Consider the following 22,928-nt stretch of genomic DNA (forward strand, 5'->3'; position numbering starts at 1 on the left):
CATTGCGAGCGAGACGCGGCCCCACCCTCAATGAAAATCCCGCGACGGCGGCAGGATGCGGACGTTGCGGGGGTGGCGAAGTTTTTGCGCGGGCGCATCCGTGTGGGCGCGGGGATCGTCGTTGAGCGGCTCGATCGGGGCGACGCCTGCCGGCACCGGATGCTTGCGGCCGAGGGCGTCGTTGGCGAGGCCGACCAGATCGTGCGAGCGGTCGATCATCCGCTGGGCGATCAGATGCGTCACCTTTTCGGGACTGCTCTGGATGTAGCCCTCGACGAGGATGAGGCGTGCGCCCATCACCTCCTTCCGGTACTGCTCCATGATCTTCGGCCACACCACGACATTGGCGATGCCGGTTTCGTCCTCCAGTGTCATGAACACGACGCCGCTGGCGCTGCCCGGCCGCTGCCGTACCAGCACGACGCCGGCACAGCGGACACGGCGCCGCTCGTTGTCGTGATTGATGTCCTTGCAGGCGACGATGCGCTCGCGCGTAAACATCTCCCGCAAAAATTCAATCGGATGGCCTTTGAGCGAAAGGCGAATGGTCTGGTAGTCCGCGACCACCTGTTCGGCGCGCGGCATCACCGGCAACGGCCTGGCGTGCTCGTCCGGCTGCTCGCGTGCGGTGGCCACCTCGAACAGCGGCAGCGGCACATCGTCGGGCAGGCGCCGCACCTGCCACAGCGCCTCGCGGCGGTCGAGCCCGAGCGAGCGGAACGCGTCGGCATCGGCGAGCAGGATCAACGCGCGCTTGGGCAGGCCGGTGTCGCGGGCGAAGTCTTCCAGCGATGTGAAGGGCCGGCGGTTGCGGGCGGCGACGATGCGGTCGGCCCAGTCGGGCGCTCTCTCCACATGGTCATTCCGGGACGCGCCTCTTTTCAGCCTTTCCTCATCCTCGTCCAGCCAGTGGAAACCGTCGATCTGGCGGAAGCCGAGACGTACCGCGCAATATCCGCCGTTTCCCTGCTCCAGCGTGCTCTGCGCAAAACTGTAGGACACATCGATCTCGCGCACCTCGACCCCGTTCTTGCGGGCGTCGCTGACGATCTGCGCCGGGGCGTAAAAGCCCATCGGCTGCGAGTTCAGGAGGCCGCAGCAGAATGCATCAGGGTGATAATGCTTCAGCCATGAGGAGATATAGACAAGCTGCGCGAAGCTTGCGGCATGGCTCTCCGGAAAACCGTAACTGCCAAACCCCTTGATCTGTTCGAAACAGTTTCTGGCAAAATCAGGCGCATAACCGCGCGCGATCATGTTGCCGATCATCTTGTCTTCGAACTTGTCGATGGTACCGACATTGCGGAACGTTGCCATCGCACGGCGCAGGCCGTTGGCCTCCTCGGCCGTGAACTTCGCGGCTTCGATCGCGATCCGCATCGCCTGCTCCTGGAACAAGGGCACGCCGAGCGTCTTGTGCAGCACCCTGTAAAGCTCGTCCTTGTCGCCATGATCCGGCGACGGAGACGGATAGCTCACCTTTTCCAGGCCGTTCCGCCGCCGCAGATAAGGATGCACCATGTCGCCCTGGATCGGACCAGGCCGCACGATCGCGACCTCGATCACGAGATCGTAGAAGGTCCGCGGCCTCAGCCGCGGCAACATGTTCATCTGCGCGCGGCTCTCGACTTGGAACACGCCGAGCGATTCCCCGTCGCACAGCATGTCGTAAACCCTGGAATCATCCTGCGGGACGCTCGCCAGCATCCAGCGTTCGCCCTTGTGCTGCTCGATCAAATCAAAGCATTTGCGGATGCAGGTCAGCATGCCCAGCGCGAGCACGTCGACCTTCATCATGTTGAGCGCGTCGACGTCGTCCTTGTCCCATTCGATGAAGGTGCGATCGTCCATCGCGGCGTTGCCGATCGGCACATAGGTATCGAGCCGGTCCTGCGTGAGCACATAGCCGCCGACATGCTGAGACAGATGACGCGGGAATTCGATCAACTCGGTCGCGAGCTCGACAGCGAGGTTGATCATGGAATTTTGCGGATCGAGGCCGGCCTGCCTGACCTGCATGTCGTTGAGACCCTTGCCCCAGCTGCCCCAGACGGTGTCGGCGAGTGCGGCGGTGACGTCCTCGGTCAGGCCCAGCGCCTTGCCGACGTCGCGGATGGCGCTGCGCGGGCGATAATGGATGACGGTGGCGATGATCGCGGCGCGATGACGGCCGTAACGCCGATAGACATACTGCATCACCTCCTCGCGCCGCGAATGCTCGAAATCGACGTCGATGTCGGGCGGCTCCAGCCGCTCCTTGGAGATGAAGCGCTCGAACAGCAGATCGACCTTGGTCGGGTCGACCGAGGTGATGCCGAGCACGTAGCAGACCGCCGAATTCGCCGCCGATCCCCGCCCCTGGCACAAAATGTTCTGGCTGCGGGCGTAATGCACGATGTCGTGCACGGTGAGGAAGTAATGCGCGTATTTCAGATCGGCGATCAGTGCGAGTTCTTTCTTCAGGGTGGCGCGCAGCTTGTCGTCGATCTTGCCGCCGAAATATTTGTCGACACCGGCCCAGGTCAGATCCTCCAGATGCCCTTGCGCGGTCTTGCCCCGCGGTACCGGCTCGTCCGGATACTGGTATTTGAGCTGATCGAGCGAGAAGGTGATCTTGTCCGCAAAGCGCATGGTCTCCGCGACAGCGTCAGGGAAATCGCGGAACAGCCGCGCCATCTCCCTGGGCGTCTTCAGAAACCGCTCGGCATTGGCTTCCAGCTTCCGGCCGATCGCCTCGATCGTGGTCTTTTCCCGGATGCAGGTCAGCACGTCCTGGAGGGGACGGCGCGCGGGGTGGTGATAGAGCACCTCGTTGGTCGCAAGCAGCGGCACTTTTGCTTTTGCGGCGAGATCATCGAGCTGCGCGAGGCGACGGCGATCGTCGCCGCGATAGACCAGACTCGCCGCCAGCCACACGCCCTCGGCGCGACTTGCCTTCAGCTTGGCGAGGATGTCCTGCGCTTGCGCCGCATCGAAGCGATGCGGCAGCGTCAGGATCAGGAGCTGGCCTTCGGAAAACGCAAGGAGATCGGCGAAGGTGAGATGGCATTCGCCCTTCGCGATCCGCGTGATGTCGTCGCCGCGCTTGCCCCGGGTGAGAAGCTGGCACAGCCGGCCATAGGCGGCGCGGTCACACGGATAGACCAGGATATCCGGCGTGCCGTCGATGAAGACGATGCGGGTGCCGATCAGAAGCTTCGGCTTGTGCAGCACCTTGTCATTGTCGAGCTCCTTGTAGGCACGCACCACACCGGCGAGCGTGTTGTGATCGGCAATGCCGATCGCGGGAATGCCCAGGATGCCGGCCTGGTGTACATAGTCGCGCGGATCCGAGCCGCCGCGCAGGAAGGAGAAATTCGTGGTGATGCCGATCTCGGCATAAGCGGGCGTGTTCATGCGAAGAGACCGTGCACATACCAACCGGGAGGAGCGGGCTTGCCGTCGTCGTCGAAGCACTCCCCCTCGTAAAGACCGTCGCGAAAGATCCAGAAGCGTAGGCCTTCGGCATCCTCGATACGAAAATAATCCCGTGTCAGTTGCTTGCCGTCCTGCCGCCACCATTCCATGGCGATGCGCTCGGGGCCCTCCACCCGCACCACCGCATGCTGCGCGCGGCGCCAGGTGAATTGATGCGGCGGCCCGTCGGGCACGGTCGCGAACGGCATATTGATCGGCTCAGGCTTGTCGAACAACCGCAACGGACGCAGCGGCGGCTCACCCTCGGTGCGCGCGGGCCATTCGGCCTGCATGGCCACGGCGAGATGATGCTGGGCAGGCGCCGCCAGCACCGCACATTCAGGGATATGGGTATCCTCAGGCAGGTGCACGACGACGCGCTTTCCGCCGATGCGCGCGGCGATGCGGTCGATCAGCGCGGCAAGCTCGTCATTGTCGTGGACATGGGCGTCGAGATCGCGCTGCTCCTGCACCACGATCTCGGTGCGGCTTGCCGACAGCCGCACCATGTCGAAGCCGAAGCCGGGATCGAGGGGATCGGCGAGTGCATCGAGACGCTCGCGGAACAGCCGGTCGACGACCGCGCTCCGCGTCACGGGACGTCCGGTTTCGACCATGATGGCGCGCACCGCGCCGTCGGTACGGAAGAAGGCAGCTTCCAGGCGGCGCGCGCCCTTGCCCTGCTTCTCCATCGACGCGATCAACGTATCCGCCAGGCGCGACAGCGTCATCGCGATCATGGTGTCGGTCGCGATCGGCTCGGCAAAGCGTTTCTCCACGATGTAATCAGGCGGCGGCTTTCGTGGATTGATCGGCGCATCGCCCTGCCCCAGCGCATGCGCGAGCAGCGTGGAGAACCGCGCACCGAACCGCGCCGTGATTTCGCTCGGCGTGCGCGAGGCGACATCGCCGATGGTCTTCAGGCCGGCGCGTCGCAGACCGGTGGTAATGGCCTCACCCGCGCCAAGTGCGGACACCGGAAACCGACTGATTGCCGCCGCCTCCTCGCCATCGGCAACGATGGTCCCTGAAGATTGCCGCGTCAGCGTGCGCGCGCAGACCGAGGTGCCGGCGATCGCCGCGCTGACGGCAAAGCCCTGGCGGTCGAGGGCGCGGACAAGGGTTTGCAACAGCGCAGCCTCGCCGCCGAACAGATGCGCGCAGCCGGTGATGTCGAGGAACAGCCCGTGCGGCGGATCGAGTGCCACCAGCGGCGTGAAACGATCGCACCAGTCGGCGATGTCGCCGATCGTCTTGGCATCGGCCACGGCATCGGCGTCGAACACCTTTAAATCAGGACACATCGCCCGGGCATTGGCCAAAGGCTGGCCGATATGCAGACCGAGGCGCTCGGCCGCCTCGTCCAGCGCATGGATCACCAGCGCGTTGCTGTCCTTGGCAACGACGATGCTGGGCGCATTATTTTCATGCAGTCCGACGTTGCCGAAGAACCGCTGGATCCGATCGATGGGCAGGCGCGGCAGCCACAGGCTGAGGATACGCCGACGATTCAGAGAACTGGCACTCATCACATTTCCATTCCATGATCCACCGGCCGCACGGGCCATGACGATTGCGCAGGAGCTCGGCATCGAAGCGCGGCGCCCCCCAGGCACTCCACATCGCGCCCGGCGGCGAATGCGCCGCGCGCAGCATCCATCTGGTCTCGGCGGTTGAGGGTAAAGGTTGCGCGGCCATCCGCAGCAGCAAGCCGGTGACACCAGAAGACTGCGCAGCCAGCGTCAGCTTGCGGCTCGCAACCAGATCGAACTGCCTCGTCTCGCCCCAGAGCTCGAGCACGATCGCACCCAGCGCGTCGCAGGCAAGCGCATCGGCCGCCGTGCGCAACGCACTCTCCACGTCGGCGGCGCGCACCATCACCATGCGGCGCGGATCGAGACCGATCTCGGTGAGCCCGCTCATCGACAGCGCACCGGTTTCAATTTCTGAAAAATCCTGCCGCACCCACAGCAGCGGTTTGCGTGCCGTCACGCGCCCCGCAAGTCCGGTGACAAAGCCCGTCGCGGCCGCGCCCTGACGTCCTTCGCAAAATACCTCGTGGATTGCCGCGCGTGCGAGCCCGCCCTTCAGCGCGCTGTCGGCCTCGCGATGGCCGAGCGCGACACGGTCGCGATGATGCACGACCTCCGCCGTCTCGATGCGCTCGATCTGGCCGCGCAAGGCTGCAAGCGCGCTTGTTCGTGCGCCGCTCATATACGCCGCTCCTCAAGGGTGATTGCCGATGGCTCTCAAAAAGAGAACCAGCGGCTAGCTCATTTGTTCATGATATGTTCTAATATAAAGCTAACGACGCCCCGGGAGTCAATCGAATTGGCGGGCCTTGGGATTCATGAGCTGAATCAAAGGGATTCCAATATGGACGTGCAACGCAAGCTGGAAATCCTGGCGGACGCCGCCAAGTACGACGCGTCCTGCGCCTCCAGCGGCACCGAGAGGCGGGATTCCAGCGACGGCAAGGGCATGGGATCGACCGCGCCCGGCATGGGCATTTGCCATTCCTACGCGCCGGACGGTCGCTGTATCTCGCTGCTCAAGGTGCTGCTGACCAACGCCTGCAATTACGACTGCCTCTATTGCGTCAACCGGGCCTCTTCCAACGTGCCACGCGCCCGCTTCACCATCGACGAAGTCGTCAAGCTGACGCTCGACTTCTACCGGCGCAATTACATCGAAGGACTGTTTCTCTCCTCCGGCATCATCCGCAACCCCGACTACACCATGGAGCAGGTGGTAAGCGTCGCGCGCAAACTGCGCGAGGAGCATCACTTCCGTGGCTACATCCATCTCAAAACAATCCCCGAGGCCGACGATGCATTGATCTCCGAGGCCGGCAAATATGCCGACCGTCTCTCCATCAACATCGAGATGCCGCAGGAGACGAGCCTGCAGCAATTCGCGCCCGAGAAGGACGTGCGCGCGATCCGCCGCACAATGGGCCGACTGCGGCTGAAGCTGGACGAGGCCGAGGAAAGCCGTAGCGCGAAGACGAAAGCCAAGCCGCAGCGCTTCGCACCGGCCGGCCAAAGCACGCAGATGATCGTCGGCGCCGACGCGGCCTCCGACCACACTATCCTCCACACCAGCGCCAATCTCTACAGTTCATACAGGCTGAGGCGCGTCTATTATTCCGCGTTCAGCCCGATCCCCGATGCCAGCCGCGCGCTGCCTCTGCGCGCGCCGCCCTTGCTGCGCGAGCACCGACTCTACCAGGCCGATTGGCTGATGCGGTTCTACGGCTTCGACGTCGGCGAGATCGTCGACGACAGTGCGATGCTGCCGCTCGACATCGATCCAAAACTCGCCTGGGCGCTGCGCCACCGCGACCGCTTCCCGCTCGACGTCAACCGGGCCAGCCGCGAGGAATTGTTGCGCGTGCCGGGCTTCGGCACCAAGGCGGTCGAGCGCATCATCGCGGCGCGCCGCACGACCACCATCCGCGTCGCCGATCTCGCGCGGCTGCATGTGCCCCGGAACAAAGCGCTGCCGTTCATCGTGCTGAGCGATCACCGGCCCGCGCCGCACCGCCTCGACGAGGCACGGCTGATCGAACGGTTCAAGCCGAAGGCCACACAACTGGGATTTGGCTTCTGATGCAGTACATCACCCTCGAGAACGAAACCGATTTCGACGGCTGGCGCAAAGCCGCGCGTAGCCTCGTGCTTCACCAAATGAAACCGGTCGATGTCACCTGGACTGTGCAGGGCGGCGAAGCGGAGCTGTTCGCGCCACCCTCGCCGTCTCCGCTGCCGGCCGGTGGCGATAGCACCTTCAACGTGCCAGCAAAATTCGTCGAGCTCGCCAAGGCCGCGATCCTGCATCGCGATCCCGAGCGTTTCGCGATCCTCTATCGCCTGCTGTTTCGGCTGAAGGACAATCACGACCTCATCGAGGTCGCGACCGATCACGACGTGGCGCAAGTCGCGGCCATGGCAAAGGCGGTCTACCGCGACGAGCACAAGATGCATGCCTTCGTGCGCTTCCGTGAGATCGGTAGGGAACGCGAAGCACACTACGTCGCCTGGTTCGAGCCGGAGCATCACATCGTCGAGCTCGCCGCGCCGTTCTTCGCCAAGCGCTTTGCCGACATGCCCTGGTCGATCCTGACGCCGGATTTGTGCGCGCATTGGGATGGCCACGCGCTCTCGTTCACATCAGGCGTCAGCAAGAGCGAGGCACCGAGCGAAGACCGGCTGGAGGAAACCTGGCGGCGCTACTACGCCAGCATCTTCAATCCGGCCCGCCTGAAGGTGAAGGCAATGCAGACCGAGATGCCGAAGAAATATTGGAGGAACCTGCCCGAGGCTTCGATCATTAAGCCCCTGATTGAGGACGCCGAGCGCATGACCGGCGCCATGATCGTCAATGCCCCATCCGATCCGCACAAGCCTCAAAAGCGGCCGGAGGCTCCGATGAAACGCAAGACCGCTGCCGACGATCTCGAAGCGCTCCGCGAGGAGGCCGCCCACTGCCGCGCCTGCCATCTCTACAAGGACGCCACCCAGACCGTGTTCGGCGAGGGTCCGAAGTCCGCCAATATCATGCTGGTCGGCGAACAACCTGGCGACAAGGAAGACCTCGCCGGCCATCCCTTCGTCGGTCCAGCCGGCCAGATGCTCGACAAGGCGCTGCAGGAGGCCGGCGTCGACCGCAAGAAGGTCTATGTCACCAACGCGGTGAAACACTTCAAATTCGTACCGCGCGGCAAGATTCGCCTGCATCAGAAGCCGAATACACCGGAGATAAAGGCCTGCCGACAGTGGTATGAACGAGAAGTCTCCGTCATCCAGCCCGATCTCATCGTCGCGATGGGCGCGACCGCCGCGCAGAGCGTGTTCGGCAAGATCACCCCGATCGGAAAGAACCGCGGCCGGCTCATAGACCTGCCCGACGGTCACAAGGCGCTGGTGACCGTGCACCCGTCCTATCTGCTGCGGCTGCCCGATCCGGAAGCCAAGGCGCTGGAATATCAGCGCTTTGTTGAAGACCTGAAGATCGTCGCCGGTTTGCAGAAGAAAGCCGCGCGCGCCGCCTGAATACAGGCGGGAAAACCCCTTTCAGGCGCCGTCTGTCATCCAGCCTTCAAATCAATCGCGGACAATAGCCCCTACAGAAAGTTAAGGGGCGTCCAGACATGACCGATGTTGCATTCGACCGCGCGGTAGCAGATCCCCCGCCGATCCAGCCGGCCTCGCGGCCAAATCTCGACAAGGGCTTCAATCCGCTGACGATGATCCTGTTCTTCGGCATCCTCGCCGCGGGTCTGCTCTATGTGGCCTACAGCATCTATTCGGATGTCGATGCGACCGGCACGCGGGTCACGAGCTACCTGCCCTACATCCTCCTTATCGTTGCCCTCCTGATCGCGCTCGGTTTCGAATTCGTCAACGGCTTCCACGACACCGCCAACGCGGTAGCGACCGTGATCTACACCCATTCGCTGCCGGCCGAAATCGCGGTGATGTGGTCGGGCTTCTTCAACTTTCTCGGCGTGCTGCTCTCGTCCGGCGCGGTGGCCTTCGGCATCGTCTCGCTGCTGCCGGTCGAGCTGATCCTGCAGGTCGGCTCGAGCGCCGGTTTCGCGATGGTGTTCGCGCTGCTGATCGCCGCGATCCTTTGGAACCTCGGCACCTGGTATTTCGGCCTGCCGGCCTCTTCCTCGCACACGCTGATCGGCTCGATCATCGGCGTCGGCGTCGCCAACGCGCTGATGCGCGGCCGCGACGGTACCTCGGGCGTGGACTGGGGCAAGGCCACGGAGATCGGCTATGCGCTGTTGTTGTCGCCGCTGGTCGGCTTCGTCTGCGCCGCCGGCCTACTGCTGCTGCTCAAGCTGATCATCAAGAACCCGGCGCTCTATGCCGCCCCTGAGGGTCACAAAGCCCCACCGATGTGGATTCGCGGCCTGCTGATCCTGACCTGCACCGGCGTCAGCTTCGCCCATGGTTCGAACGACGGCCAGAAGGGCATGGGCCTGATCATGTTGATCCTGATCGGCACCGTGCCCACAGCCTATGCGCTCAACCGCGCATTGCCGGAGTCGCAGGTCGCCCAGTTCGCGAAGGTCTCGGATGCCGCCTCCAAGGTGGTTGCGGCCAAGGGCGCCGGCCATGCGATCATCGGCGATCCCCGTCCTGCGGTGACGCAGTACGTCACCTCGCATCACATCAGCGAAGGCACCTACCCTTCGCTGTCAGTGCTGGTGAAGGATGTCGGCGAGCAGGTCGCGAAATACGGTTCGCTGAACAAGGTGCCGGCGGAAGTCGTCGGCAACACCCGCAACGACATGTACCTGACTTCGGAAGCGATCCGATTCCTGATGAAGGACAAGGAAAACGACCTCAGCAAGGAAGAGGTCGCGACCTTGAACGCCTACAAGGGCGGGCTAGACAGCGCGACCAAGTTCATCCCGACCTGGGTGAAGGTCGCGGTCGCGATCGCGCTCGGCCTCGGCACCATGATCGGCTGGAAGCGCATCGTCGTCACCGTCGGCGAGAAGATCGGCAAGACCCATCTCACCTACGCGCAGGGTGCCTCCGCCGAGCTCGTCGCCGCCGCCACGATCGGCGCCGCCGACGTGTTCGGGCTGCCGGTCTCGACCACCCACGTGCTGTCGTCCGGCGTCGCCGGCACCATGGCCGCGAACGGTTCGGGTCTCCAGGTCGCCACCATCAGGAACATGGTGATGGCCTGGGTGCTGACCTTGCCCGTCGCGATCCTGTTGTCGGGCACGCTGTACGTGATCTTCTCGCGGATCTTCTGAAGCCGATCACTTCACTCGAAGACAAAGGGCCCGTGCGATGCGCGGGCCCTTTTCGTTTGTGCTTTCGGCTTGATCTTGCGCTTGGCCTTACGATGCCGCGAGCGATTGCTCGACCAGCTTGACCCAGTACGACGTGCCGTAAACGATGGCCTCGTCGTCGAAATTGTAGGCGGGGTGATGCAGGCCGGCGCTGTCGCCGTTGCCGCAGAAGATGAAGGCGCCGGGGCGCGCCTCCAGCATATAGGCGAAATCCTCGCCACCCATCAGCGGCGACATCTCGAGCACATTGGCCTCGCCCGCAACTTGCCCGGCGATGCGACGCGCGATCTCGGTCTCCGCGGCGTGATTGTTCACCACGGGATAATTCCGCTTGTAGTGCAGATCGATCTTGGCGCCTGTGATCTGCGCCACGCCCGCCACAACCTCGTGGACGCGCTTCTCCACCAGCTTGCGCACCTCCGGCGACAGCGTGCGGATGGTGCCCCTCAGTGTCGCGGTTTGTGGAATCACGTTACGGGCATTGCCTGCGTGGAACTCGCAGATCGAAATCACGGCCGATTCCAGCGGATCGACGCTGCGCGCAACGATCGACTGCAGCGCCGTGATCACCTGTGCACCGACCAGAACGGAATCCACACATTTGTGCGGCCGCGCGGCATGGCCGCCGAGGCCCTCGATCATGATATCGACCTCATCGGTCGCCGCCATGATCGGACCCGGCCGGATCGCGAACGAGCCCACCGGAATGCCCGGACCGTTGTGCATGCCGTAGACCTGCTCGATGCCGAAGCGCTCCATCATGCCGTCCTTGACCATGGCCAAGCCACCCGCGCCGCCCTCCTCGGCCGGCTGGAAGATCACCACCGCATCGCCGGCGAAGTTGCGGGTCTCGGCGAGATAACGCGCAGCACCGAGCAGCATCGCGGTGTGGCCGTCATGGCCGCAGGCGTGCATCTTGCCGGGAGTCTTCGAAGCGTAAGGCAGGTTGGTCTGTTCCTCGACCGGCAGGGCATCCATGTCGGCACGCAGGCCGATGGCCTTGAGGCCCTCGCCGGCCGGCTTGCTGCCCTTGATCACGCCGACCACGCCGGTCTGGCCGATGCCCGTCACGACCTCATCGCAGCCGAATTCGCGCAGGCGGTCCGCGACGAATGCTGCGGTGCGGTGGACGTCGTAGAGCAGCTCCGGATGCTGGTGGATGTCCCGGCGCCAGGCCTGAATATCGGGTTGAAGGTCGGCGACGCGGTTCACGATGGGCATGGAGGGTCTCAAGCTTTGTTGAAAATGCAGGCCTGTCTACCATGCAAGCACCAGTCCACCCAACTGGCGGGGATCTGGGGTAGCTCTGTCCTCCCGTCATGGCCGGACTTGTCCCGGCCATCCACGTCTGACTATTAGAACGGAAAGTGCGTGGATGCCTGGGACAAGCCTGGGCATAATGCCTATTGGGTGGAAGCAGAATGCCAAGGCGGCTCGAAGGTGAGTTTGACTATATTGTCGTTGGGGCCGGCACGGCGGGCTGCATCGTCGCCAACCGGCTGTCGGCCAATTCCAGCAATGGCGTCCTCCTCCTCGAAGCCGGCGGCGACGACAACTGGATCTGGTTCCACATTCCCGTCGGCTATCTCTTCGCCATCGGCAATCCGCGCTCGGACTGGATGTTCAGGACCGAGGCCGAGCCCGGCCTGAACGGCCGCTCGCTCGCCTATCCCCGTGGCAAGGTGATCGGCGGCTCCTCGGCGATCAACGCCATGATCTCGATGCGTGGACAGGCCGCCGATTACGATCACTGGCGCCAGCTCGGCATGACCGGCTGGGGTTATGACGACGTGCTGCCGCTGTTCAAACGGCTCGAGGATCACTTCCTCGGCGCAAGCGAGCATCACGGCGCCGGCGGCGGCTGGCGCATCGAGGCGCCGCGGCTGTCCTGGGACATACTCGATGCCGTGGGCGATGCGGCCGAGGAGATGGGCATCAAGCGCATCCCGGATTTCAATACCGGCGACAACGAAGGCACCAGCTATTTCCACGTCAATCAGAAGCGCGGCCGGCGCTGGTCGTCGGCGCGCGGCTTTCTCAAGCCGGTATTGAACCGCCCGAACCTGCGGCTCGAAAAGCATGTGCTGGTCGATCGTCTGATCATCGAACAGGGCCGCGCCGTCGGCGTGCGCTTCATCCAGAATGGCGAGATCATCGAGGCGCGTGCGAAACGCGAGGTGGTCCTCTCGGCAGGCGCGATTGGCTCGGTACAGGTGCTGCATCGCTCCGGCATCGGACCTGCCGACTGGCTGTCGCCGCTCGGCATCGACATCGTGATGGACAAGCCCGGCGTCGGCCGCAATCTGCAGGATCATCTGCAGCAGCGCGCGATCTACAAGGTCGAAGGCGTGCGCACACTGAACGAGACCTATTACAACCTGGTTCGACGCGGCCTGATGGGCCTCGACTACGCCTTCCGCCGCCGCGGGCCGTTGACCATGGCGCCGTCGCAGCTCGGCATCTTCACCCGCTCCGATGCGACGCGCGCACGCGCCAACATCCAGTTCCACGTGCAACCGCTGTCGCTCGACAAGTTCGGCGATCCCCTGCACCGCTTTCCCGCGATCACGGTGAGCGCCTGCAATCTCCAGCCGACATCGCGTGGCACCGTACGTCTGCGTTCGGCGGCGCCGGACGAGAAGCCCATCATCGCGCCGAATTATCTTTCAACGGACGACGACCGTCAGGTCGGCGCCGATGCCATCCGCACCACCCGCCGCCTGATGCAGCAGAAGGCCTTGGCAAAATACCGCCCAAGCGAATATCTGCCCGGCCCCGCCGTCGGCGACGACGATGCCTCTCTGGCCAAGGCCGCCGGCGACATCGGCACCACCATCTTCCATCCCGTCGGTACCGCGAAGATGGGCGCAGCAAATGATCCGATGGCGGTGGTCGACGAACGCCTGCGCTTCTACGGTCTCGGCAGCCTTCGCATTGTCGATGCCTCGATCATGCCGACCATCACGTCTGGCAACACCAACACGCCGACCGCGATGATCGCCGAGAAAGGCGCGACGATGATTTTGGAGGATGCAAAGTGAATGCGTAGCTTTGATCGGGCGTAGCGAAATCCAGGGAGTATTGTAAGTCTGGTCCCGTGTTCCGCTACGCTCCATACGGGCTACGCGTCCAACCACCTCACGAAAACGTCATCGCGTCCGGGAATAAGTCTCCTCCTCTCCCAATCACATCTCCGAAGCCCAATTCCGGGCGGAGTGGAGCTGCGCGATGAGCGGACACGATCACGGTGAGGACGGCTTAAGCCGCCGCAAGGTGTTGGAATGTATGACCTGGGCGGGCACCGGGGTGCTCTGGACCGTCACCGGTGGCGTCCCGCGCTCGCTCGGCATCATCGATTCCGCGCAGGCTGCGACCGCGGCGGCGCCCGGAATGACCTTCCTCCAGATCAGCGACAGCCATGTCGGCTTCGACAAGCCGGCCAATCCCAACGCGCTCGGCACGCTGGAGGAAGCCGTCAACAAGATCAACGCGATGCCGGTCAAGCCGTCCTTCATGATCCACACTGGCGACATCACGCATCTCTCCAAGGCCGCCGAGTTCGACAATGCCGATCGCATCATCTCGCAGAGCAAGCTCGACGTGCACTACGTGCCCGGCGAGCATGATTTCCTCGACGAGGACGTGAAGTTTTATCGCGAGCGCTACGGCCGCGGTACCAAGGGCGCAGGCTGGTATTCGTTCGACGCCGGCGGCGTGCACTTCATCGGCCTCGTCAATGTCGTCGACCTCAAGGCCGGCGGCCTCGGCAATCTCGGTGCCGAGCAGCTCGCCTGGCTCGAGGACGATCTGCGCGGCAAGTCGAAATCGACGCCGATCGTGCTGTTCGCCCACATTCCGCTCTGGACCGTCTACCCCGAATGGGGCTGGGGCACCGAGGACGGTGCTCGCGCGCTGGACCAGGTGAAAGGCTTTGGTTCGGTCACCGTGCTGAACGGCCATATTCACCAGGTGATGCAGAAGGTCGAGGGCAACGTCACCTTCCACACCGCACGCTCGACCGCCTTCCCGCAGCCGGCGCCGGGAGCTGCCCCCTCGCCTGGACCGATGAAGGTCGAGGACGCAAAGCTCCGCGCGATGCTTGGCGTTGCCAGCATCAACTTCAAGCAGAACGAGCAGCGGCTCGCGATCATCGACACGCCGCTCCAGGGTTGATGCAAGGCTAACGGAAGCTGACAATGAAGATTCTCAATCGCCGCGACTTCGGTGTCGCCTTCGGTCTCGCTCTGGCCGCGGCCATGCTATTACCCGTCACAACCGCCCGTGCCGAGGACATGGAGGTGCATATCGACAACTTCGTCTTCCAGCCGGCCGAGCTCAGGATCAAGGTCGGCACCACCGTGACCTGGACCAACCGGGACGACATCCCCCACACCGTGGTGTCGGCCGGCAAATTCAGGTCCAAGACCCTGGACACTGACGACAAGTTCTCGTTCACCTTCACCAATGCGGGCGACTACAAATATTTTTGTTCTCTGCACCCGCACATGACGGGGATGATCAAGGTTGAGTAACACCTCGAACCAAGGCATCAACGTCTTGCCCGGCCGGTGGTCCCACACCGGCCGAGCCCGTGTGCCTTCGGTCACACTCAGGGACGAAACGAATAGGGACGAGACGAACAGCGACGAAACCAAGCAACGAGCAGAACAAGAGGCAAAGCGAGGAGCGATGCCCGCCAACGACGATTTGCAGAAGGCGCAACGCTTCCGCGAGGCGGCGCTGCCCCATCTCGACGACGTCTACACGCTCGCGCGCTATCTCTTGCGTGACCCCTCCGATGCCGAGGACGCGGTGCAGGAGTGCTATCTGCGCGCGCTGAAGCATTTCGACAGCTATCGTGGGCCGGCGATAAAGCCTTGGCTATTCGCGATCCTGCGTAACGTCTGCAATGCCGAATATGCACGGCGCGCACACAGGCACAGCGCGATCGAGGATACGCCCGGCGCTGCCGAGCAGACGCCGATCTGGCAGGAGACCGAGGCCAGCCCCGAAACCGAAGTGCTGCGCAGCCGCGATGCGGGCGCGATCCGCAAGCTGATCGACGCGCTCGCCGAGCCGTTCAAGGAAACGTTCGTGCTGCGGGAGATCAACAACCTATCCTATCGTGAAATCGCCGAGGCCGCCGGCGTGCCCGTCGGCACTGTGATGTCCCGCCTCGCCCGCGCCCGTGCCATGCTGCGCGCGGCCTGGACGGCGGATGAGGAGCAAGCAAGATGACCTGCGACGAAGCAAGAATCCTGCTTCACGCGCTGCTCGACAACGAGCTCGATGCCGGCCACGCGCGCGAGGTCGAAGCCCATATCGCCGGCTGCCCGGCCTGCGATGCGGAGTTCGCCGCGCAGCGCGAGATGCAGCGCGTGCTCGCAGACGCCGATTTGCGCTACACCGCACCGGCGAGCCTGCGTGCGCTTATCGAGGCCTCGCTGCCGCAGACGCAGCATCAACAGCCGAGCCGCCGCTCCGTGCTGCGCGGCTTTGCGATGGGCTCGGCAGTCTCCGCGCTCGCCGCCTCCGGCGTCGTCGCATTGGTGCTGCGCCAGGACGACCAGCAGCGGATCCTGTCGGAGGTCGTCTCCGCGCATCTGCGCTCGCTCCAGGCCGGCCATCTCATCGATGTGGTCTCGACCGACCAGCACACGGTGAAGCCGTGGTTCAACGGCAAGCTCGACGTCGCTCCGCCCGTCGTCGACCTCACCGCGCAAGGGTTTACGCTGGTCGGCGGCAGGCTCGACTATATCGACGCACGTGCCATCGGTGCGGTCGTCTACAAGCGCCGGCAGCACGTGGTCAATCTGTTCGTGTCGCAGACATCGAACGCGGAATACCGCGCACCCAGGACCGAAGCCATGCAGGGCTTCAGCTGCCGGCGCTGGGGCAATCGCGGCCTGAACTTCTGGGCCGTCAGCGATCTCGGCGCAGACGAGCTTGCCGAATTCGTCGACAAGTTCGAGGCGGCGATGAACGGTTAGCTTCTGCGCATGCCGTCATTCGAGCGGAGGAAATCGTTCGAAGACGGGCAGTTCGTGAGCCCGCACCATCCAGCCAATCCGCTCGGCGACCTGAATGTGCATCGTCGCCGGAACGGCATCAGGGTCATCATAGGTGCCGCTCTGGATATCGATGATATCGGGCATCAGGTTTTCGTTGATGTAGAACAGCCCCGTGCCGCAATCGGCGCAGAAGTGACGTCGTCCATGTTCGGATGATTGATAGATCTTCGGCTGACCGCGCACGACTTTGACCGCCTTGAGCGAATACATCGCCCAGCCAACCATCGGTGCCCCGGAGTGACGACGGCAATCCGCGCAATGGCAGAGCGCATGCACCATCATGTCGCCGTTCACTTCATAGCGGATGGCGCCGCAATGACAGCCGCCCGTCAAAGGCATCGCCCACTCCTCTCCCGGTCAGGTCAATGCCGGGAAATAAGCGTCGATTTGGAATTTCGGGAGACGGACTGCTTCAGCAGGTCGCACGTCGCGACATCAGGCCGCAGCAGAGGCCTTACGCAGACCTTCGCACCGCATTGTCCACCAGCGTCTTGCCGAGCGACCAAATCGCGCCGGGGACCTTGTGGCTGCCGGCGATGACGTCGTCGAAGGCGCGCTCGATCCAGCCGCAATCTTCCTCGGTGATGGTGAGCGGCGGCAACAGCTTGATGGTGTGGCTGCCATGGCCGGCGACTTGCGTGAGGATCTTGTGGTCCTTGAACAGCGGCACGGTGATGAGCTGGCAGAACAGGCCCTTATTGGCCGCCTCCAGCACGTTCCAGGACGCCCGCAGCCGCAGCGATTTCGGCGGGCCGAACTCGACGCCGATCATCAGGCCCTTGCCGCGGACTTCCTTCAACAGCTCGTAGCCAGGCACCATGCGCGTGAGCGCGAGGCGCAGCTCGGCACCGCGCTTGGCGGCGGACTCGATCAGTTTCTCGGACTCCATGATGTCAAGCGTGGCAATGCCGGCGGCCATCGCCAGGTCGTTCTTGGAGAAAGTTGAGCCGTGCACGACGGCGCGGTCCATCTGGTTGAAGATCTTGTCGAAGATGCTCTTGCGCGTCAGCACCGCGCCGACCGGCACGTGGCCGCCGGACAGCGACTTGGACAGCAGCACCATGTCGGGCTCGACGTTCCAGTGCTCGACCGCAAGGAAGCGGCCGGTGCGGCCCATGCCGGTCTGGATCTCGTCGGCGACGAACAGCGTGCCGTATTTCTTGCAGAGCGCAGCTGCACCCGGCAGGAACTCGTCGGTGGGCATGTTGACGCCCTTGCCCTGGATTGGCTCGACGACGAAGGCCGCCACCTCGCGCGAGGCCAGCGCCTTTTCGAGCGCGGCGAGATCGTTGAACGGGATCGAAGTGCATCCCGGCAGCAGCGGCTCGAAGCCGGTGCGGAAGTTCGAATCACCGGTCAGCGACAGCGCGCCATAGGTCAGGCCATGATAGCCGTGGGCACAATAGACGATCCCCGGACGGCCGGTGGCGCCGCGGGCGAACTTGATCGCCGCTTCGACGCATTCGGCGCCGGAATTGGCGAAGAACGCCTTATCAAGATAGGGGACGTATTTCAGGAGCCGCTCGGCGAGCACGCCGGCGAGCACCGAGACGTCGAACTGGACGAGGTTGGGCAGGTCGGCATCGAGCACGCTCTTGAGCGCCTCACGCATGACAGGATGATTGCGCCCGATCGCAAACACGCCAAAACCGGACAAGAGGTCGAGATAGCAGGCCCCGTCGCGGTCGTAGAGATACTGTCCCTGCCCCTTCTGGAAGCCGACATCGTAGCCGATGGTCTTCAGAACCCGAACGAACTGCTCGTTCAGATGCCGATTATGCAGGGCGCTGCGCTGGGCCTGGCGGTCCGCGAACAGCTGAGACATGTCTGGATTTGGGCTGTGCATCCGCTACATACTTCGGTTGAGGGCCGTCTCGTCAACTGAAAACGGAACGTCGCTGAAAACGGTCTGTGCGGCCTTTTGCCCTTTTTCGGACCATCTTCGCAAGCAGAGCTTTAGACCATGTTGCACTGCCAAGGAACTATCATGCGTTTAGCCCTTTACACCGGACTAATACTGGCTGGCGGTTACACCTGCCTGAACCCGGCGCTCGCGGCCGATCCGACCGGCGACTGGCGGGTTGCCGACGGCGTCGCCAACATTCGTGTCGCCCAATGCAATGGCAGCATGTGGGGCGCGGTTTCCTGGGAAAAACAGCCCGGGGGCCGCGACGAGAACAATCCGGACGCGTCGAAAAAGACCCGGCCCACGCTGGGCATGGCGACCCTGATCGACATGAAGAAAAAGCCCGGCGCCGATCAATGGGAAGGTCAGGTCTACAATGCCAAGGACGGCCAGCTCTACAGCGCAACCATCACGCCGGTTGGCACCGACCAGCTCGAGATCAAGGGCTGCGTGATGGGGTTCCTGTGCGGTGGCGAGACCTGGACCCGGGTCAGCCCCCCGATTCCCTTGAGCTCCGCCAACGCCATGGCCAAGGGCGCGCCGAAGCCCACCGGCGCGGCGCCGAAAGCCCCGGGAACGACCGGCGCTACGGTGGCGCAGCCTGCGCCCGCAGCCCCGAAGGCCGCCGGCACCGCCAAACCCGGTCAGAAGGGCGCCGCCGACCAGGTCGGCGACATCTGCCTACTCCCTGAGATTGCGGGGTTTGCCCATTAGGGCAGGCTGAAACAGCAGCACGGCGGCGAGCGTCGTCACCAGCGACAACGCCAGCAGCTTGCCCATGCTGGACGTGCCGGGATGGCTCGACAGCCAAAGGCTGCCGAACGCGGTGGCCGTTGTCAGCGCGCTGAAAAAGATCGCGCGCGTCAGGCTGGTCTGGAGCAGGTTTGTCCTGCCCGAGCGCCAGGCCACGACATAGTAGATCTTGAAGGCCACGCCGACGCCGAGCAGCAGGGGGAACGCGACGATATTGGCGAAGTTGAGCGGCAAGCCGATCAGCACGCAGATCTCGAGCGTGACCGCGCCTGCCACCAACAGCGGCACCAGCGTCATCAACACGTCGACGAACCGGCGCAGCGTGATCCACAGCAACAGGCCGATCACCAGCAGCGCATAGATTCCGGCATGGATGAACGCCTTCACCACGGTGTCGCCGGATTTCAGGATCGAGACCGGACCGCCGATCGCGGTCGGCTCGGCAACGAGCACCGCCGCCGCAAATTTGCGTAGCGTGTCGTTGTCGTTGGGATCACCCTTCGGCAGCGCCTCGACGCGGATGATACCGTCCTTGCTCTTCCAGGCGCTGACGAGATCTGCCGGCAATGACTTCAGGGTGACCGGCTCGGCCTGCAACGCGTTCCGGAGCTGGTCGAACACGATCTTCATCGGCGCGACGAACACGTCCTGCGCCTTGTTCCGTGTGGCTTCATCGGCATTGGCGAGCTTTTCCAGCGCATCCGCGAGCCGACGCGAGGCAACCGCACCCGGGCCCTTCGCATCGCCTGCGGTCCGGCGCAGATTGTCGACCGACGATTTCAGCGCATCGACGTTTTCCTTGTCCGACGGCGCGGCGTCGATCTGGTCGGGATTGAGCGCGGGGTTCAGCACCTTGGCGCCCTGCGCGAGCAGCTTCAGCTTCGGCGGCTGGTCTTCAGGAACGAAGCTGTTGAGCGACATCACCCGCAACACCTCCGGCACCTTCTCCAGCTTCGCCTCCACCTGCCTTGCCTGCTCTTCCGACGTGGTCATCACGTTGATGGCATTGGCGCCCGTGTTGGGATCCTTGCGCAAGTCGAGGAAGGTCGCGATCGACTCTGCCTTCGGGTTGCGCAGATTCATCGGGTTGAAGTCGAACTTCATGAAATAGAGCAGCGGCAGGCCGGCGACCGCCAGAAACATGGTGCCACCGACGACCAGCACGCGGTGCTTCTCCAGGAAGTGATCGAGCGGCGCCAGGAAGGCATAGCCGACCGGCTCTTTCTCACCGGGCGGGTTCAACAGCTTCAGCATCGCCGGGAGCACGGTGATGCTAGTGAGGAACGCGACCAGCATGCCGACGCCGGCGATCTGGCCGAGTTCGGCGATACCCTTGTAGTCCGTGGGGATGAAGCAGAGGAAGCCAGCCGCGGTCGCCATTGCCGCCAGCGACAACGGAATTGCCGAGCGCTTGGCGGCCAGGATCAGCGCACCCGAGAGATCGTTGTGCTTGTAGCGCTCGGAGCGATAGCGGACGCTGTACTGGATGCCGAAATCGACGCCGAGGCCGACGAACAGCACGGCGAATGCGATCGACAGCAAATTGAGCGAGCCCACCATCATCAGGCCGGCGGCGGTGGTCAGCGCAAGACCGACGAAGAGATTGACGAACACCGCGAAGATGATCTTCGCCGAATGCAGCGCCAGCCACAGGATGAGCAGCACGACGAGGACCGTGCCGACGCCATTGACGACGGCGCCTTCCTGGACGGTTGCATATTCCTCGTTGGCGATCGGGACCGGCCCGGTCAGCCGGACTCGCGCCTGATATTTGGTGGCAAAATCCAGATCGGCTGCGGCCTTGCGGATCGCGTCGGTTGCGCCCTTGCCGGGCTCAAGCGCGTTGTAGTCGAGGATCGGCTTGAACTCGATGAAGGCGCGCTTGTCCGAATCCGTCAGCGGCTCGTCACTGACGAGCTGGCGCCAGGAGAACGTCGCATTGCCCTTGTTGAGCACGGTCTCGACCGTTTGCGCGATCTGGTTGAAGGGCCGTTCGGTGTTGTCGAGCTTGACCTGCCCGCGCTTGACGCCGGCAAGTCCCGTCTCGAGCGCGCCGGTCAGGCCGCGGATCGAGGGATCGCCCGCCATGATCTCGATCAGGGGTGCTGCGGATTCGAACTGGCCGGTGACCTTGGCAACTTCCTCTGTCGGCAGGAACAACAGACCATTCTTCTCGAAGAACTCGCCGGTGCCGAGCTGCTGCATCGACTGGAATTCGGTCTTGTTGTCCTTCAGCTTGGCATAGAGCGCGTCCGACGCCGCGGTCGCCATCTCCGGCGTCTTGGCTTCGACCACCGCCGTAATCGTCGCATCGCGGTCGAAGGCGCGATCGAACTGCTGGTCGCGTTGGCGCCAGTCCAGATTTTGGGCAATCAGCGAGTTGATGTCGGTGTTGATGGCGAAATGCTGGGACGTGTAATAGCCCGCCCCCACCGCCAGCAGGAGCCCGAGAACGACGACGAGGGAGGCAAACCGGGTGCAGGCCCTGACGATGGCAACGACGACGCTTTGCAGCACTACTTTTCTTTCTGCGGTTAACAGCTTGCCGGAAACGCCCGCTGTTTAACGGAGTTCCCGGCCGAAACCTATTGCTGTTTTGAGTGGTTATCGCCGTCAGAAGCTTCGAGGTAAACGGCGGAAGACCATGGCATAATCATGCGGGCCATCGGTATAGCCGAGGAGTTGAGGCGGGAAAGTGACGAAGTGTGCGCACAAATGTCGCCACGTTGCTGCCACGGGCACCCTCTACTATAATACCGCGAAACTGATCCGGCAGGGAACCAAAGTTCATTCCACCTTTCCTTACTGCCGATTTTTTGACACAAAGTACTGCACCTCCATGCACCGGGGCCCCGGCAGGGGTGGGCGGCTACCGCGTGCGCCGAACCGATGGTGCGGATATTGCAACTCATTGGTTCGTATCGGGGTGTCCCCTGAACTTGAGAGCGGATTGGTGCAACTTGCGTGATGGCCGTCCAATGGAAGTTTATCTGGCGCAACCGCGCGGCTTTTGCGCGGGGGTAGTGCGTGCGATCGAGATCGTGGAACGGGCGCTGGAGAAGTACGGCCCGCCCGTCTACGTGCGCCATGAGATCGTGCACAACAAGTACGTCGTCGAGAGCCTGAAGAACAAGGGCGCGATCTTCGTCGAGGAACTGTCGGAGGTGCCGCCGAAGGCGGTGACGGTCTTCAGCGCTCATGGCGTCGCCCGCAGCGTCGAGGAAGAAGCGGCCGCGCGCGACCTTCCGGTGCTCAATGCCACCTGCCCCTTGGTCACGAAAGTTCACAATCAGGGGAAGCGCTACATCGCCAGGGGCCGCACCCTGATCCTGATCGGCCATGCCGGCCACCCCGAGGTCGAGGGTACGATGGGCCAGGTTCCCGCCCCCGTACTGCTGGTCCAAAGCGTTGAAGAGGTTAAGGCCCTTGAGCTGCCGGCGGATACGCCAGTGGCCTATATCACCCAGACCACCCTGTCGGTGGATGACACAAAGGACATCATTTCGGCCCTGCAGGCCCGCTTTACAGATATTCAAGGCCCGGATATCCGGGATATCTGCTATGCGACACAGAACCGCCAATCTGCGGTAAGGGACTTGAGCAAGCTGGTCGACGTGATCTTGGTGGTGGGCGCTGCCAATAGCTCGAATTCGAACCGGCTCCGCGAAATCGGCACTGAGGCCGGTGTCGCGAGTTATCTGATTGCCGACGGCAGCGCGCTCAATCCGGAGTGGTTGAAAGATGCCAGAACCGTCGGTGTCACGGCTGGCGCTTCGGCGCCCGAGGTACTCGTGGATGACGTGATCGAAGCAATGCGGCGGATCGGACCGGTCAAGGTCTCGGTGCTCCCGGGCCGCGAGGAAAACATCGAATTCCGGCTTCCGGCCGAACTGGCTGCGAGCTGACCCACCCGAATTTCAAG

Annotated in this window: 17 protein-coding genes; 10 read left to right on the forward strand and 7 right to left on the reverse strand. The window is 63.5% G+C overall.

Annotated features, from left to right (window positions below):
* Window positions 1–27: 27 nt before the first annotated feature.
* From ACFQX9_RS07930 to ACFQX9_RS07940, 3 genes are read right to left on the reverse strand one after another with little or no spacing between them, the layout of a single operon-like run.
* A complete protein-coding gene (locus ACFQX9_RS07930; RefSeq protein ID WP_377787634.1) occupies window positions 28–3,396 on the reverse strand; it encodes an error-prone DNA polymerase in 3,369 nt (1,122 codons plus the stop codon).
* Window positions 3,393–4,985 carry a Y-family DNA polymerase gene (locus ACFQX9_RS07935; RefSeq protein ID WP_377787637.1) on the reverse strand — a complete coding sequence of 531 codons (1,593 nt, stop codon included), beginning with the start codon at window positions 4,983–4,985 and terminating at the stop codon, window positions 3,393–3,395. The genes ACFQX9_RS07930 and ACFQX9_RS07935 overlap by 4 nt, the downstream gene beginning before the upstream one ends.
* A complete protein-coding gene (locus ACFQX9_RS07940; protein WP_204510671.1) occupies window positions 4,882–5,670 on the reverse strand; it encodes an ImuA family protein in 789 nt (262 codons plus the stop codon). Before ACFQX9_RS07940 ends, ACFQX9_RS07935 begins: the two co-directional genes overlap by 104 nt.
* A 162-nt stretch (window positions 5,671–5,832) precedes the next feature.
* Between ACFQX9_RS07940 and ACFQX9_RS07945 the strand changes: the two genes are divergently transcribed.
* From ACFQX9_RS07945 to ACFQX9_RS07955, 3 genes are all read left to right on the forward strand, one after another.
* The gene (locus ACFQX9_RS07945) at window positions 5,833–7,068 is read left to right on the forward strand and encodes a putative DNA modification/repair radical SAM protein (protein WP_085352244.1); all 1,236 of its coding nucleotides are present in this window, start codon (window positions 5,833–5,835) and stop codon (window positions 7,066–7,068) included.
* A complete protein-coding gene (locus ACFQX9_RS07950; protein ID WP_377787640.1) occupies window positions 7,068–8,510 on the forward strand; it encodes a UdgX family uracil-DNA binding protein in 1,443 nt (480 codons plus the stop codon). The genes ACFQX9_RS07945 and ACFQX9_RS07950 overlap by 1 nt, the downstream gene beginning before the upstream one ends.
* 98 nt (window positions 8,511–8,608) lie before the next feature.
* Window positions 8,609–10,237, forward strand: coding sequence for an inorganic phosphate transporter (locus ACFQX9_RS07955; protein WP_247394000.1), 1,629 nt, complete (start codon window positions 8,609–8,611; stop codon window positions 10,235–10,237).
* A gap of 87 nt (window positions 10,238–10,324) precedes the next feature.
* On the opposite strand, the gene ACFQX9_RS07960 is transcribed toward ACFQX9_RS07955, so the two are convergent.
* Window positions 10,325–11,497 (reverse strand): M20 aminoacylase family protein, encoded by a 1,173-nt coding sequence (locus tag ACFQX9_RS07960; protein WP_085352241.1) that lies wholly within the window; start codon window positions 11,495–11,497, stop codon window positions 10,325–10,327.
* Window positions 11,498–11,697: 200 nt separating this feature from the next.
* Here ACFQX9_RS07960 and ACFQX9_RS07965 point away from each other — a divergent pair, with 200 nt between their 5' ends.
* From ACFQX9_RS07965 to ACFQX9_RS07985, 5 genes are all read left to right on the forward strand, one after another.
* Window positions 11,698–13,317 (forward strand): GMC family oxidoreductase, encoded by a 1,620-nt coding sequence (locus tag ACFQX9_RS07965; RefSeq protein ID WP_377787643.1) that lies wholly within the window; start codon window positions 11,698–11,700, stop codon window positions 13,315–13,317.
* A 187-nt stretch (window positions 13,318–13,504) separates the two neighbouring features.
* Entirely contained in the window at window positions 13,505–14,449 is a 945-nt protein-coding gene (locus ACFQX9_RS07970; protein WP_247371055.1) for a metallophosphoesterase, read from the forward strand.
* 23 nt (window positions 14,450–14,472) lie between these two features.
* The gene (locus ACFQX9_RS07975; RefSeq protein WP_085362349.1) at window positions 14,473–14,808 is read left to right on the forward strand and encodes a cupredoxin family copper-binding protein; all 336 of its coding nucleotides are present in this window, start codon (window positions 14,473–14,475) and stop codon (window positions 14,806–14,808) included.
* A gap of 157 nt (window positions 14,809–14,965) precedes the next feature.
* On the forward strand, window positions 14,966–15,514 hold the full coding sequence (locus ACFQX9_RS07980; RefSeq protein ID WP_018456913.1) for a sigma-70 family RNA polymerase sigma factor: 549 nt from the start codon (window positions 14,966–14,968) through the stop codon (window positions 15,512–15,514).
* A complete protein-coding gene (locus tag ACFQX9_RS07985; RefSeq protein WP_377787647.1) occupies window positions 15,511–16,266 on the forward strand; it encodes an anti-sigma factor family protein in 756 nt (251 codons plus the stop codon). Before ACFQX9_RS07980 ends, ACFQX9_RS07985 begins: the two co-directional genes overlap by 4 nt.
* Before the next feature lie 15 nt (window positions 16,267–16,281).
* Here ACFQX9_RS07985 and ACFQX9_RS07990 read toward each other — a convergent pair whose 3' ends face one another.
* Together ACFQX9_RS07990 and hpnO are read right to left on the reverse strand one after the other, a co-directional pair.
* The gene (locus tag ACFQX9_RS07990) at window positions 16,282–16,686 is read right to left on the reverse strand and encodes a GFA family protein (RefSeq protein ID WP_377787650.1); all 405 of its coding nucleotides are present in this window, start codon (window positions 16,684–16,686) and stop codon (window positions 16,282–16,284) included.
* 115 nt (window positions 16,687–16,801) lie between these two features.
* Entirely contained in the window at window positions 16,802–18,193 is a 1,392-nt protein-coding gene (hpnO, locus tag ACFQX9_RS07995) for an aminobacteriohopanetriol synthase HpnO (RefSeq protein ID WP_377787653.1), read from the reverse strand.
* A gap of 141 nt (window positions 18,194–18,334) precedes the next feature.
* Between hpnO and ACFQX9_RS08000 the strand changes: the two genes are divergently transcribed.
* Entirely contained in the window at window positions 18,335–18,967 is a 633-nt protein-coding gene (locus tag ACFQX9_RS08000) for a DUF2147 domain-containing protein (RefSeq protein ID WP_204510664.1), read from the forward strand.
* Here the strand turns inward: ACFQX9_RS08000 and ACFQX9_RS08005 are convergent.
* The gene (locus ACFQX9_RS08005; protein WP_377787657.1) at window positions 18,935–21,523 is read right to left on the reverse strand and encodes an MMPL family transporter; all 2,589 of its coding nucleotides are present in this window, start codon (window positions 21,521–21,523) and stop codon (window positions 18,935–18,937) included. The genes ACFQX9_RS08000 and ACFQX9_RS08005 overlap by 33 nt on opposite strands.
* Window positions 21,524–21,984: 461 nt before the next feature.
* Between ACFQX9_RS08005 and ispH the strand changes: the two genes are divergently transcribed.
* Complete coding sequence (ispH, locus tag ACFQX9_RS08010) at window positions 21,985–22,911, forward strand: 4-hydroxy-3-methylbut-2-enyl diphosphate reductase (RefSeq protein WP_035993095.1); 927 nt, start codon at window positions 21,985–21,987, stop codon at window positions 22,909–22,911.
* Window positions 22,912–22,928: the final 17 nt, after the last annotated feature.

It is taken from the genome of Bradyrhizobium sp. GCM10028915 (assembly GCF_042666195.1).
Classification (GTDB): Bacteria; Pseudomonadota; Alphaproteobacteria; order Rhizobiales; family Xanthobacteraceae; genus Bradyrhizobium; species Bradyrhizobium canariense_D.

Excerpts from the sequence above, each read along its gene's own strand:
- ACFQX9_RS07930 (WP_377787634.1), bottom strand. The coding sequence starts at position 3,396 with ATGAACACGCCCGCTTATGCCGAGATCGGCATCACCACGAATTTCTCC.
- ACFQX9_RS07960 (WP_085352241.1), bottom strand. The coding sequence starts at position 11,497 with ATGCCCATCGTGAACCGCGTCGCCGACCTTCAACCCGATATTCAGGCC.
- ACFQX9_RS07965 (WP_377787643.1), top strand. The coding sequence starts at position 11,698 with ATGCCAAGGCGGCTCGAAGGTGAGTTTGACTATATTGTCGTTGGGGCC.
- ACFQX9_RS07935 (WP_377787637.1), bottom strand. The coding sequence starts at position 4,985 with ATGAGTGCCAGTTCTCTGAATCGTCGGCGTATCCTCAGCCTGTGGCTG.
- ACFQX9_RS07975 (WP_085362349.1), top strand. The coding sequence starts at position 14,473 with ATGAAGATTCTCAATCGCCGCGACTTCGGTGTCGCCTTCGGTCTCGCT.
- ACFQX9_RS07945 (WP_085352244.1), top strand. The coding sequence starts at position 5,833 with ATGGACGTGCAACGCAAGCTGGAAATCCTGGCGGACGCCGCCAAGTAC.
- ACFQX9_RS08000 (WP_204510664.1), top strand. The coding sequence starts at position 18,335 with ATGCGTTTAGCCCTTTACACCGGACTAATACTGGCTGGCGGTTACACC.
- ACFQX9_RS07985 (WP_377787647.1), top strand. The coding sequence starts at position 15,511 with ATGACCTGCGACGAAGCAAGAATCCTGCTTCACGCGCTGCTCGACAAC.
- ACFQX9_RS07955 (WP_247394000.1), top strand. The coding sequence starts at position 8,609 with ATGACCGATGTTGCATTCGACCGCGCGGTAGCAGATCCCCCGCCGATC.
- ACFQX9_RS07990 (WP_377787650.1), bottom strand. The coding sequence starts at position 16,686 with ATGCCTTTGACGGGCGGCTGTCATTGCGGCGCCATCCGCTATGAAGTG.
- ACFQX9_RS07940 (WP_204510671.1), bottom strand. The coding sequence starts at position 5,670 with ATGAGCGGCGCACGAACAAGCGCGCTTGCAGCCTTGCGCGGCCAGATC.
- hpnO (WP_377787653.1), bottom strand. The coding sequence starts at position 18,193 with ATGCACAGCCCAAATCCAGACATGTCTCAGCTGTTCGCGGACCGCCAG.
- ACFQX9_RS07970 (WP_247371055.1), top strand. The coding sequence starts at position 13,505 with ATGAGCGGACACGATCACGGTGAGGACGGCTTAAGCCGCCGCAAGGTG.
- ispH (WP_035993095.1), top strand. The coding sequence starts at position 21,985 with ATGGAAGTTTATCTGGCGCAACCGCGCGGCTTTTGCGCGGGGGTAGTG.
- ACFQX9_RS07950 (WP_377787640.1), top strand. The coding sequence starts at position 7,068 with ATGCAGTACATCACCCTCGAGAACGAAACCGATTTCGACGGCTGGCGC.
- ACFQX9_RS07980 (WP_018456913.1), top strand. The coding sequence starts at position 14,966 with ATGCCCGCCAACGACGATTTGCAGAAGGCGCAACGCTTCCGCGAGGCG.